This window comes from Epilithonimonas zeae (assembly GCF_023278365.1).
In the GTDB taxonomy this organism is placed as follows: domain Bacteria; phylum Bacteroidota; class Bacteroidia; order Flavobacteriales; family Weeksellaceae; genus Epilithonimonas; species Epilithonimonas zeae_A.
In genome coordinates this window covers 1,545,577-1,558,545 of record NZ_CP075338.1, presented here as the reverse complement: position 1 = coordinate 1,558,545, position 12,969 = coordinate 1,545,577, and the positions used below count along the sequence as shown (strand labels likewise).

Annotated in this window: 11 protein-coding genes and 1 tRNA gene; 10 read left to right on the top strand and 2 right to left on the bottom strand. The window is 36.7% G+C overall.

The window, feature by feature from the left end; all coding sequences use genetic code 11:
- The first annotated feature begins 71 nt into the window (after positions 1–71).
- The 10 genes from KI430_RS06835 (at position 72) to KI430_RS06790 (ending at position 10,491) form a co-directional block, all read left to right on the top strand.
- A complete protein-coding gene (locus tag KI430_RS06835; RefSeq protein ID WP_248877502.1) occupies positions 72–1,154 on the top strand; it encodes a DUF6688 family protein in 1,083 nt (360 codons plus the stop codon).
- Between the two features lie 17 nt (positions 1,155–1,171).
- Positions 1,172–1,705, top strand: a complete 534-nt coding sequence (locus tag KI430_RS06830; protein WP_248877501.1) for a hypothetical protein — start codon at positions 1,172–1,174, stop codon at positions 1,703–1,705.
- 73 nt (positions 1,706–1,778) lie between these two features.
- A complete protein-coding gene (locus tag KI430_RS06825; RefSeq protein ID WP_248877500.1) occupies positions 1,779–2,852 on the top strand; it encodes a glycosyltransferase family 2 protein in 1,074 nt (357 codons plus the stop codon).
- 404 nt (positions 2,853–3,256) lie between these two features.
- The gene (locus KI430_RS18075; RefSeq protein ID WP_317231444.1) at positions 3,257–5,104 is read left to right on the top strand and encodes an exosporium protein; all 1,848 of its coding nucleotides are present in this window, start codon (positions 3,257–3,259) and stop codon (positions 5,102–5,104) included.
- A gap of 54 nt (positions 5,105–5,158) precedes the next feature.
- Positions 5,159–5,638: a T9SS type A sorting domain-containing protein gene (locus KI430_RS06815; protein WP_248877499.1), complete on the top strand. Its 480-nt coding sequence runs from the start codon at positions 5,159–5,161 to the stop codon at positions 5,636–5,638.
- A 27-nt stretch (positions 5,639–5,665) separates the two neighbouring features.
- The gene (locus KI430_RS18055) at positions 5,666–7,321 is read left to right on the top strand and encodes a collagen-like protein (protein WP_262920896.1); all 1,656 of its coding nucleotides are present in this window, start codon (positions 5,666–5,668) and stop codon (positions 7,319–7,321) included.
- A gap of 228 nt (positions 7,322–7,549) precedes the next feature.
- Entirely contained in the window at positions 7,550–7,951 is a 402-nt protein-coding gene (locus tag KI430_RS06805; protein ID WP_248877498.1) for a phosphoheptose isomerase, read from the top strand.
- Positions 7,952–8,155: 204 nt separating this feature from the next.
- Entirely contained in the window at positions 8,156–9,112 is a 957-nt protein-coding gene (locus KI430_RS06800) for a D-2-hydroxyacid dehydrogenase (protein ID WP_248877497.1), read from the top strand.
- Positions 9,113–9,340: 228 nt separating this feature from the next.
- Positions 9,341–10,357 carry an asparaginase gene (locus tag KI430_RS06795; RefSeq protein ID WP_248877496.1) on the top strand — a complete coding sequence of 339 codons (1,017 nt, stop codon included), beginning with the start codon at positions 9,341–9,343 and terminating at the stop codon, positions 10,355–10,357.
- Between the two features lie 47 nt (positions 10,358–10,404).
- Positions 10,405–10,491, top strand: a tRNA-Ser gene (locus KI430_RS06790).
- Positions 10,492–10,624: 133 nt separating this feature from the next.
- On the opposite strand, the gene KI430_RS06785 is transcribed toward KI430_RS06790, so the two are convergent.
- Positions 10,625–11,170: a hypothetical protein gene (locus tag KI430_RS06785; RefSeq protein WP_248877495.1), complete on the bottom strand. Its 546-nt coding sequence runs from the start codon at positions 11,168–11,170 to the stop codon at positions 10,625–10,627.
- 94 nt (positions 11,171–11,264) lie between these two features.
- Entirely contained in the window at positions 11,265–12,716 is a 1,452-nt protein-coding gene (locus KI430_RS06780) for an LptF/LptG family permease (RefSeq protein ID WP_248877494.1), read from the bottom strand.
- Between the last annotated feature and the right edge of the window lie 253 nt (positions 12,717–12,969).

Genomic DNA, 12,969 nt, shown 5'->3' with positions numbered 1-12,969 from the left:
AGAAATTTTTCTTTTTACATTTACTTTACAAACATTTGTTATTTATATTTTATAATTAAAGAAAGAATCTGATGTCAGAAATAGGTTTTTGTGTTTTTTGGATCTTGTTTTTGGTCTTTAACTTTTTTGCGATCGAAGCTATGGTCAACAAAAAGAAAAGCTGGGGCGAGATTGTTTTATTTTTTATTTACATCCTTTCTTTGCTGTTTTTTGCATTTGGTTTTATGTTCCATAATCAAGATTATCATACTGCCATAGATCCGGTGGACCAATGCTATTCTCCTTTGGGCGGAAAACACATTCTCTCCTTGCTTTTGTACTTTTTTCTATATCATATTTCAGCTTATGTGCTTTGGATCAAAGGTCGAAAAAGTCCACCTTTGCTTTTGGTGTTTAGTCTGATATTTATCTATATTGGGATAATCATCAATTTTGCATTGCTATTTCAATTTAGCAGTCACAATACGGAAAGTCTTAGTATTTATAATGGTAATGACGGCAGTTTTTTCTTTGTTCCAGCAACGCTAATTAGTAATATTATTGGCATTTTACTTTTGAATAAAATTATTTCTGAGGAAAAAGATGAAACTGAAAACCGAAGTTTCAAAAATCCATTCCTTAATCGATGTAATCTTTTTCTATCTCAAAAATATGAAGTTCACGTATGGGCTATTTTCTTTTTACTGCCAGTTTTTTTCTTGATTACATTAATTCTGATTCTTTTTGGTCAAGATTACAATTCTATGGTCAAAGTATTTACCGATACCACAACCTGGGCATTTTCGCAGAAAACTCATCCGCCTATATTGGATCATAAAGGTCATTATCTATGTACGGTTTCAGCGAAGGGAAATCCGAAACTTGTAAAACCAACCCATATCGGCAAACGTCACGGTCAGCCAATTATTGTTAACAGACAATTGCAGATTGCCAATGCTTTTGAAGAATTAATTGCAGATTGGTCACCGAAAAGTCATCAGTTTTTAAGGTCTAATTATGATAAATATGGTTATAATCTTTCAACAAAAATCAATAATCAAAAAGCGTCTGATCTTACTTATGTTTTGATGAAGCCTTTAGAGTGGCTTTTCCTTTTTTGTCTTTATCTTTTTTGTGAAAAACCAGAAGCTAAAATCAATAAACAATATTTGTAACATCGACTAGTTAAATTATGGAATTGTTAAACAATAAAACATTGATTAAGGTAAGCAATACGCTCTTTGTAATTGCTTTGCTAATGATTGTTTTCAGTTTTATAGATTTGTTTTTGAGAAAGTTTGAGGATGTTCTAATAACCATCAATTATCAATGGATTTGGTTGGTAATCATTATAATTACTTTATTGTTTTTAGGAATACTGAGGAAATGGAAAAGATTCTTTTTGGTAATGTTTTTTGGATTTACGGTTGTTTTATTATTTCTGTATTTTTTAATTTCATCGCCATTGTCTTATACAAAAACTATTGAGAACAGTCGATATGAGTTGCAGACAGATTCCAATTATTATAAAATTTATAAGAAAAATGATTTTTATAAAGAGATGATTGCCTCCAAAAAATCAAAAATATTTTTTGAACCTAATATAAAAACAGGATTGAATTATAATTTCGAAGTTAGAAAAGTCTCGGAGACATCTGAAATAATTGTATTGGAAATAAAAACAAAACAAACTGTAAAAGATACGCTTCAAAAATTAAAATATTAAATTTCCTCTTCAGATATTTTGGTCATCAAGTTATTAAAACCTGTATATTTAGACCTGAAAAAACTTTTACTCTATGAAAATCAGTTTGTGTCTTATTGTCAAAAATGAAGTAGATGTTTTAGGCAGATGTCTGGAAAGTGCCAAAGATTTTGCGGATGAAATCATCATCGTTGATACTGGCTCTACTGATAAAACCAAAGAAATAGCCAAGCGATTCACAGACAAAGTTTACGATTTTGAATGGATTAATGACTTCGCCGCAGCCCGTAATTTTGCGTTTTCCAAAGCAACGATGGATTATCAAATGTGGCTGGACGCCGACGATGTTGTGCCTGAAAAATCCGTTCAAGAAATCAATGATTTGAAGAAAACTCTGAGTGATGATCTTGAGATTGTCACGATGAAATATGTTTTATCATTTGATCAAAACAATAATCCTACTTTTCATTCGACACGTGAAAGATTATTTAAAAGAAGTAAAAACTATCAATGGATTGACCCAGTTCACGAATGTATCCCTTTGATTGGCAACTTGAAATATACAGATATTGAAATTTGGCATAAGAAAACCAGACAAGAAGTTGCATCTACCAGAAATATTGATATTTATAGAACTCTAGAGAAGAGTGGAAAAGCGTTTTCTCCAAGACAATTATATTATTACGCTCGAGAACTGAAAGATCATAATGATATCGAAAATGCGATTATCTATTATGAGAAATTTTTAGCAACAGGCTTAGGTTGGATAGAAGATGTAATAGCTTGTTGTCATCTGTTGGCAATCGAATATAAAAAGTTAGGAATTGAGGAAAAGATAATACCAGTTTTATTCAAAACTTTCGAATATGACACGCCAAGACCAGAAATCTGTTGCGAGTTAGGGTATTATTATAAAGAAAAGCAAAATTATAATCAGGCATTCAGATGGTTTGATTTAGCAACTAAGGTTGAGATTTATAATGACATCGGTTTCGTGTTTTCAGATTATTCTGGTTATATTCCTAATTTGGAAGCTTGTGTATGTCTTTCATTTTTAGGAGATTATCAAAAAGCTAATGAATATAATGAGAAAGCTTCTGTCTCCAGACCAGATTGTCCTTCTGTGAACCAAAACAGAGCGTATTTGAAGACGATGATGAAGAATTAATTTCGATAAGCTACTTTATAGATTAGAATAATATCTGAAATTTTTTTTGATTGAAAGTATATGGTGAAAATGATTTCAAGAATTATTATGAAAAATAGAAGCAACAACTAATTGTTGCTTTTTTTATGAAATTGTATATCTAAAATACTTTTCGATATTTATAACTTATTTATTTGTGTTTTTGTAAAAAATTAATATTTATTGTGATTATATTTTTTATACATTTGTCGAAAGTGTGGTAATCTATTAAACATAAAAAATAATTTCAGTAAAATTGATAATTACTTTGTGTTTATGGCTTGATATGGTTGGTTTCTATCCAGAATAGAAGATAATAAGCTTTGAAAATAATCGAAGCATTATACAGGATAAATTAAATATTAATAAAATAAAATTAATCAACTATGAAAAAGCTTTCTTTTTTAGCAGCTTCTCTTGTTTCAACTTTTGCATTCTCGCAAGTACAAGATGCCATGAGTTATCAAGCAATCATCAGAAATTCTAATAACGAACTGATTAAAAGTCAGAATGTAGGGATGAAATTTTCTATATTGAAAGGTTCTCCTACAGGATCCGTTGTTTATTCGGAAACGCAAATGCAGCCAACAAACATCAATGGTTTGGTCAATGTGAAAATTGGTGCCGGAACCTTACTTAGTGGTTCTTATTCTACAATTGATTGGGGTGCTGATACTTACTTTATTAAAGTCGAAACAGATCCGACAGGTTCAACAAATTATACAATAACAGGAACATCACAGTTGTTAAGTGTTCCTTATGCATTGTATGCAAAAACTTCAGGAAGTTCTATTCCCGGTCCAACTGGAGCAACAGGTCCACAAGGACCTCAGGGTATTCAAGGTATAACCGGTCCAACAGGTGCAGCTGGAACTAATGGAGTAACAGGCGCAACAGGACCACAAGGTGTACAAGGTATCCAAGGTGTAACTGGTTCAACAGGTGCTACGGGAGCTAATGGGGTTACAGGAGCAACGGGTTCAACAGGAGCTCAAGGTATTCAAGGTATTACAGGTGCGCAAGGACCTCAGGGCATTCAAGGTATAACTGGCCCAATAGGTGCTACTGGAGCTACTGGATCAACGGGCTCAACTGGAGCACAAGGTGTTACAGGTGCGCAAGGACCTCAGGGTATTCAAGGTGTAACTGGTCCAATAGGTGCAACTGGAGCTAATGGAGCAACGGGTTCAACTGGAGCACAAGGTATTCAAGGTGTTACTGGAGCACAAGGACCTCAGGGTATTCAAGGTGTAACTGGCCCAATAGGTGCTACTGGAGCTAGTGGAGTTACAGGAGCAACGGGTTCAACTGGAGCACAAGGTATTCAAGGTATTACTGGAGCACAGGGACCTCAGGGTATTCAAGGTGTAACTGGCCCAATAGGTGCAACTGGAGTAATAGGTGCGACAGGAGTGCAAGGTCCACAAGGTATCCAAGGAATCCAAGGCGTAACTGGCTCAACTGGAGCAACGGGTCCAACAGGAGCGCAAGGTATTCAAGGTGCTACAGGAGCTCAAGGTCCACAAGGCATTCAGGGAATTCAAGGATTAACCGGTCCAACAGGTGCGCAAGGACCACAAGGCGTAACTGGGGCAACTGGGGCAGTTGGACCACAAGGAGTTCAAGGAATCCAAGGTGTAACTGGAAATACAGGTCCAACCGGCGCTACAGGAAGTACTGGTGCTGGTTTTTCTAATGGTACAACAGGTGCTCAGTTGATTTTGACTAGTTCAGTAGCGCCTTATTCCCCAACAGTACCCGTGACTATGAGTGGAGACGTGACTATATCAGCTTCGGGTGTAACAGCCATTGGAGATTCTAAAGTAACGGTCTCAAAAATATCTGCAACAGGAACTAAGGACTCTTCCACATATCTTAGAGGTGATGGAACTTGGTCTACCCCAAGCGGTGGTGGAACTGGCTTAATTGCAGTTAATGCCAATGGTAATATGACATTGAATAATGTGAATCAGATGGTTTACATTTCGGGAGCTTATACCGTTACACTTCCAGCAAATCCAAGTACGGGCTTGACAATTTATGTCTTTTCAGAAAATAAGCAGGCTAGTATAGATCCAAACGGCAAATCATTTCGTCAGAGCGGTAATGATTATCAGTTAACAAAAATATATGAATTTGGTAAGGATAGTGGTCTTACTGCCACTAGTACGAGAACTGCAAATGCAATAGGAGTGGTATTGGTTTATAATGGAAGCAAGTGGTTTGCATACTAAACTCACAATTGAATATCTAATGAATATAATTATCACAAATTATAAATTATACTAATGAAATCAATAATAAAAATAGTATTTGTTGTAGGATTCTCGATACAATCTTACGCTCAGTCCTCTATTAATACAAGTGGAGATAATTCCTCGGGATCTAATGGAAATGTCGCTTTTTCTATTGGAGAAGTTTTTTATGATACAGCAATCTCCCCAAGTGGGAGTGTTGCTGCCGGTGTTCAACAGGCTTATGAAATTACGGAAACATTAGGTGTTGATATTACAGAAATTAATCTAAGTCTGAAAATCTATCCCAATCCAACGCCGGATATTCTTAACCTGAAAGTCGGATTCAATGATTATAAAAAATACCGCTATGAGCTTTATGATGGTAGTGGAAAATCATTAACAGGCAAAGCTATTAACGAGTCACAGACATCCATTAAAATGACTTCTTATCCGGCAGCAGTTTATTATCTTAAAATCCTGAAAGATGGTAAAGTGGTGAAGGTATTCAAAGTCTTAAAAACGGATAAATAAACTATAATAAACAAAAAATAATCAACTATGAAAAAGCTCTCTTTCTTAGCAGCTTCTTTGGTTTCTACATTTGCATTTTCGCAAGCCCAGGATGCTATGAGTTATCAGGCAATCATAAGAAACTCAAGCAATGAACTTGTAAAGAATCAAAATGTGGGAATGAAATTTTCCATATTAAAAGGTTCTGCAACTGGAGCTGTGGTATATTCTGAAACACAGGCTCAATCTACTAATGTAAATGGTTTGGTCAATGTAAGAATTGGAGCAGGGACATTAGTTAGTGGTTCTTATTCTACAATTGATTGGGGTGCTGATACTTACTTTATTAAAATCGAAACAGATCCAACAGGTTCAACAAATTATACAATAACAGGAACATCACAGTTATTAAGTGTTCCTTACGCATTGTATGCAAAAAACTCAGGAAGTTCTATTCCTGGTCCAGCTGGAGCGACAGGAGCGCAAGGTCCACAAGGAGTTCAGGGAGTAACAGGCGCAACAGGACCACAAGGTCTTCCAGGAAATACTGGAGTACAAGGACTTCAGGGAATTCAAGGAGTGACAGGTCCAACAGGAGCAGCTGGGACTAATGGCGCAATTGGTGCAACAGGACCACAAGGTCTTCAAGGAGTGACTGGTTCAACAGGAGCAGCTGGGACTAATGGAGCGACTGGCGCAACAGGACCGCAAGGAATTCAAGGAAATACTGGAGCACAAGGACCTCAGGGAATTCAAGGAGTGACTGGTCCAACAGGTGCAGCTGGAACTAATGGAATAACGGGAGCAATAGGACCACAGGGGCCGCAAGGACCTCAAGGAGTTCAAGGTGTAACGGGTTCAACAGGAGCGCAAGGGTCGGTAGGAACAACTGGTGCGGTAGGGCCTCAAGGGCCTCAGGGGATTCAAGGTGTTCAGGGTGTTACCGGTGCAACTGGTGTTGCTGGGTTGACGGGGGCAACCGGACCCCAAGGGCCGGTAGGAGTAACCGGGGCAACAGGCCCTCAAGGACCACAGGGGATTCAAGGTGTTGCTGGGGCAACCGGTAGTACAGGTGCAGGTATTTCAAATGGTACAACAGGCGGACAGTTGATTTTAACCAATTCAACAGCGCCTTATGCCCCAGGTGTACCTGTAACTATGACTGGAGATGCAACAATTGCTTCCACAGGAGTAATAACTGTAGGCGCTTCTAAAATTACAACCACTAAAATTGCGGATGCAAGTGTTACTGTAGCTAAAATTTCTACAACATCAGGTACGGCTAGTTCTTCCACATATCTTAGGGGTGATGGTACTTGGTCTACGCCTAGTAGTGGAGGAAGTGGTGCTACTATTGTTTCTATGCAATCCATAACTTCACAATTTACAATTAATAGTACGCCAACTACAGTATTTACATATGTTTTGCCTTCATCAGGGATATTTCTGATTAATGTCAGTTTGGCTGGTACGGTAAACAGTTCGGTTCTTTTCGGTGCAATAAAACAGAATGGTAATGTTATTACGTATGGAAGTGGTCCGGTCAATAATCTTATTCCATCCCCAACCACCAGATGTTCTATGTCTATGGTAGTTCAAGGTGCTGCTGGAGATGTTATTACTGTTGAGGCGGTAAGTAACTCAACCTCTAATTCTCTAACAGTCGATGGATCCTCAAGAATGGTTACTACTAAGCTAAATTAAATATTTAAATTAACTTTCTGAATTATAAATAAAAGCGGAGACTCTTGTAGAGAAGTCTCCGTTTTATTAATATGGTTGAAAAAATCCTATTCAACTAAAGTTTGGATCAATCTAAACGAATAATATTCTGAAAAATATTCTTTAAAATTAAGATTTTATTAAACTTTAGTTAATGATTTGTGGTGGTGGATATAAAAGTGTAATTTTGCCAACTTAATTTTGAACCTCATGGAATTAGAATATGTAGAACATCTGAGCCCAATGCTGAAAGGCGATATCAAGAATTATCTCATCGATATCGATGGAACGATTACAGACGATGTTCCTAATGAAGAACCTGAAAGAATGGTAACTTGCGAGCCTTTTCCGGATGCTTTGGCAACCATCAACAAGTGGTATGACGAAGGTCATCAGATTTGTTTTTTCACTTCCAGAACAGAAGATTTGAGAGAAATCACAGAAACTTGGTTGAACAAACACGGTTTCAAATACCACAGCGTTTTGCTGGGGAAACCAAGAGGTGGGAACTACCATTGGATAGATAACCATCTTGTGAGAGCTACAAGATACAAAGGAAAATTCACGGATATGGTTGAAAAACAAGTGACCATAGAGGTTTTCCGTGACTAAAAATATTTTAAATCAAAAAATTCCCGAGCCTCAAACTTTCGGGAATTTTTGATTTGAAGACAAAAACCCTAGCCCCGATTGCAGCGGCATCCTTTTTCTTTTTTTGCTAAAAAAGAAAAAGATATAGCGGAAAGCGGGATTAAGCTCCTAAACTAATTAATTATTGAACAGATTCTGTTCTTCAAAAAAAATATACAATTTATAATGAAAGTACTTGCTAATGACGGATTGACACAATCTGGAATAGACGCTCTTAAAGAAAACGGATTTGAGGTAATCACGGACAAAGTGGCTCAGGAAAATCTAATCACTTATATCAACGAAAATCAAGTTAAAGTTTTGCTTGTAAGAAGCGCGACGAAAGTGACAAAGGAAATGGTGGACAATTGTCCAAGTCTGGAAATCATCGGTAGAGGTGGAGTTGGAATGGACAACATCGAAGTTGCGTATGCGAGAGAAAAAGGAAAACACGTAATCAATACACCTGCAGCATCTTCGGAATCTGTTGCGGAATTGGTTTTCGCACATCTTTTCTCAGGAAGCAGATTTTTACAAGATTCTAACAGACAAATGCCTGTGAAAGGTAATACTGAGTTCGCGAAATTGAAGAAAAAATATGAGGCTGGAATCGAGCTGAGAGGGAAAACTATCGGAATTGTAGGAATCGGAAGAATCGGACAGGAAGTTGCTAGAATAGCCCTTGGATTGGGAATGAAAGTGATTGCTTCTGACACAAGAATCGGCAAAGCAAGTGTACGTGTAGATTTCTACAACCAGCAATATATCAATGTGGAGATAGAAACGGAGCCGTTGGAACAATTGATTCAGCATTCGGATTTTATAACGCTTCACGTTCCGGCTCAGAATGGACCAATCATCGGAAAAGCGGAATTGGAGAAAATGAAAACTGGTGCAGCGATTGTAAACTGTGCAAGAGGTGGCGTAATTGATGAGGAAGCTTTGATTGAAGCATTAGACTTTGGAAAATTAGCATTCGCAGGTTTGGATGTTTTCGAGAACGAGCCAACACCTTCTGAAAAAATCCTGACACACCCAAAAATCTCTTTGACGCCTCACACCGGAGCGGCTACAGAAGAAGCGCAGGACAGAATCGGGACTGAGTTGGCCAATCAGATTGCAAGTATTCTTTTGGTTAAATAATTTAACTAAAATATAAATAAAATGCTCGTTTTTTAACGGGCTTTTTTTATTTTTCCGATTCAGATTAAAATTTTACTTTTGCTGAGGTTTTTATGGCAGCTTAATCCGCTTTCCACTATCGCTTTTTCTTTCTTTTGCAAAAAAAGAAAAACAGCTCCGTTCAAAAAGTTTATACTGAGCGAAGTCGAAGTAGATTGCAACATTTGACCTTCGAATCAACATTAGTCTATGAAAAGAAAAGTCCTATTGATTTACACTGGCGGAACCATTGGGATGGAAAAAGATTATACCACAGGAAGTCTTGTCCCATTCGATTTTTCCACCATTTTCAAAAGAATTCCGGAAATGAATCTTCTCGAATGTGAAGTCTCGGTTCATCCATTCGAAAATCCTGTAGATTCTTCTGATATGGGACCGCAGGAATGGCGGATGATTGCGGAGTGGATTCATAAAAATTACAATGCTTTTGATGGCTTTCTGATTCTTCACGGTACAGATACAATGTCTTACACGGCTTCTGCACTCAGTTTTATGTTAAAGAATCTTGGAAAACCAGTGATTTTGACAGGTTCCCAATTACCAATTGGAGATTTACGAACCGATGCGAAAGAAAATCTGTTGACAAGTTTATATTACGCCAGTCTATATGAAAATGATGAAGCTGTCATCAAAGAAGTTGCTGTTTACTTTGAGTATAAACTTTTGCGTGGAAACCGAAGTCTGAAATATTCCGCTGAGTTTTTTGACGCTTATCAAAGTCCGAATTATCCGATTCTTGGACAATCCGGAGTTCATCTTAATATCGAAAAAGATTTGCTTTGGAAACCAAAAGGAGAATTTGAGCTAGATCTTTACCTCAATGAAAAAGTAATTTTTTACAGGATTTTTCCAGGAATGAACTTCGAGTCTTTGCTGGAATTCAAAACTCCGGAAGCAATTGTTTTACAAGTTTTCGGTTCAGGGACGATTTTTAACAATGAAAAAACTCAGAATATTCTTCAGGAATTGAGAAACCGAGGAATCGAAATCGTGGTGATAAGTCAGTGTGTATCAGGAGGAATTAGTTTTGGGAAGTATAGCAATAGCAATATTTTTACAAAAATAGGTGCCATTAGTGGAAAAGATATGACAGCCGAAGCAGCGATTACCAAAGTGATGCATATTCTCAACAATCCAAAATATGACAAATCGTTCTCCGAATTATTCAGTGAAAATATTTCAGGAGAAGTGACAGAAGATTTTTAAAAATCCTTGGAGGAATCAGATATTTCATTATATTTGCAACCTCAATTAGAGAGGTGTCCGAGTGGTTGAAGGAGCTAGCCTGGAAAGCTAGTATACGGGTAACTGTATCGAGGGTTCGAATCCCTTCCTCTCTGCAAGTAAAAGCGTTGGTTATCAACGCTTTTTTTTGTTTTGTAAGGTGTCTAAAAGTATTATACTTCATACCATTATGGATATAATAAAATAAAGCGACTTAATTTAAGTCGCTTTTTAGTTGTAACAAGATTTTTACTTCACCTTTTCCAAAAGATACAATTTTCCTCCGGAGAAAGCCAGTTTCGGCATCAGATTGCCTTCCAAAATCATTGTTTTGCTGTTGATATCGATTACAGAAATGTAATTGCTGGAATTATATTCGATGTAGTTTTCTTTTTCTTTGGTTAAAGGGTTTTTTCCGAATTCAAAATCATATTTTTCCCAATCCACCTTTTCTGTGCTGCAATGCACTGGCTTGAATTTCGATTTTTTAGAATTGAAAATAATCTGGTCGAAGCCTTCAGTACATTCGCTTTCAAAAGAACTGTCCGGATTTTGATCATTAGTGAAAGTTTCAAAAGAACCTTTGTAGACACCAATCACTTTCCAGGTTCCGTCTATTCGGTCTTCATCTATTTTTCCATTCGCTTTGCTTACGGCCCAGCTTACACCTTTTACAGTTCCTTTTACCGTTTTGTAGCCAACTTTTGCAACACCTTTTACCACTTTTGCAGCTGTAGAAACAACACATGATTGTAAAATGGCAACAGCACAAACAGCAACAATTATTTTTCTCATAGCATCAGATTTTTCTGACACGAAGATAATACTAATAAAATATATGATCTGCATTATCAATATAAATTAATATTATTCTTTTCGCTAAGATTAATTATTGGTAACGCTGGTGCTCTTTTGGCTTTGCGAATTTATCAATGATTGGCTTGAACAGCGCTTTGTATTTTTCAATATCAAATAACTGAGAATCTGTTAAAGCTTTATATGTTAACCACAAGCTGAACGGAAACAAAACCATATTCGGAATCCAAGCAGCCAAATAAGGATCCATATCACCTTTCCAGGATAAGTTTTCTACAGTAAGATTCAGGACATAAAAAATAATGAAAATGATGATGGATATGACCACCGGTAATCCCATTCCACCTTTTCTAATGATGGAACCCAGACTGGCACCAATCAAAAAGAAAATGATACAAGTGAAAGAATAAGAAACGATACGCTGTTGGTACATTACAATTTTGTTGTGTAGTTTCACTGTGTCATTGATGGCATTTTGACTAGAATCTACGCTGGCTTTCAAAGCATCAATTTTGTTATAAGCGTTCCAGAGAACTTCCAGTTTCTTATCTTTTTTAAGCGTGTCTATTTTATAAGGCTCTTTTATTTTGTCCTTAGTTTTCGTTTTATCGATATATTCTACATAATTATTCGTCTGCGAAATAATAGGCGACGCAATCGAGTTCATTGTAGCAACATTTCCTTTTCTGTTTTTTACCAGAGTTTCATTAACTTCTGTGTAAGTCTGGAAACGGTAATCATCTGTAATTTTTTCTTTTTCAATCGCGTTGTTAATCAATTCACTAATGTCGAAATGATTCACCAAACTGTCAAATTTTATAGACTGATTTGGCTGTTTTTTTCTTTCTTCATATGGTTTGTTCGTGATATTATCTGTGAAAACATAACCTTTATAAAGAATCAGTTTCAAATAATTTTTATCAACAGCTTGTGCAAATTTCCCCGTTGTAGCAATAATCGTCTGCTGATCATCATAAGGACTCGCATTTTTATGAAGGAAAACACCTTCCAGCTTTTCGCCATTCACACCCGAAATCTTATCGAATTTTACTGAGTATCCCGAAATCTGATCTATAAAAACGCCTGGTGTAAAGTTGATGGCAGGTTTGGAAGAGATGATATTGAACATCATATTCTTCGCTTTCCGCTGGAAGTCCGGTATGACATTGTTTGAAAACAGAAACAGAATCCCGGCGAGAAAAGAAACCGTGACAAATAGCGGTAACATCACACGCACGAGCGAAATTCCGGCTGCTTTCATCGCTGCAAGTTCGTAACGTTCACCAAAATCTCCGAAAGTCATAATCGAAGAAAGCAAAATCGTAAGCGGCAAAACCATACTCACAACATTGATTCCCAGATAAAAAAGAAACTTAGAAATTTCCCAGTAAGTAAGACCTTTTCCTGTTAGTTGCGACATCTGAGTCCAGATAATGTTCACAATAAAAATGAAGAACAGTACACTGAAGATAAACAGAAATGGTCCGAAAAAAGTCTTGATTATATATTTATCTAATTTTTTCAATTCAGAAATTTAGACTTCAAAAATACTGTAAAAAAAGCAATACTGAAATTGATTCCAGAATTTTAGGAATATTTTATAAATTTATTTTGGGCAGCTTAATCCGCCTTCCGCTCCCAATCTTTTCACTCCACTACGTTGCGTAAAAAGGATTTCCGCCCAAACCTAACGAAGTGGTTCATCGATTCAAATAAAAATAAATAAGAAATTGGAGATAAGTCGGGCTGCGAGCAATTCAATGTATAAAAATAAAAGT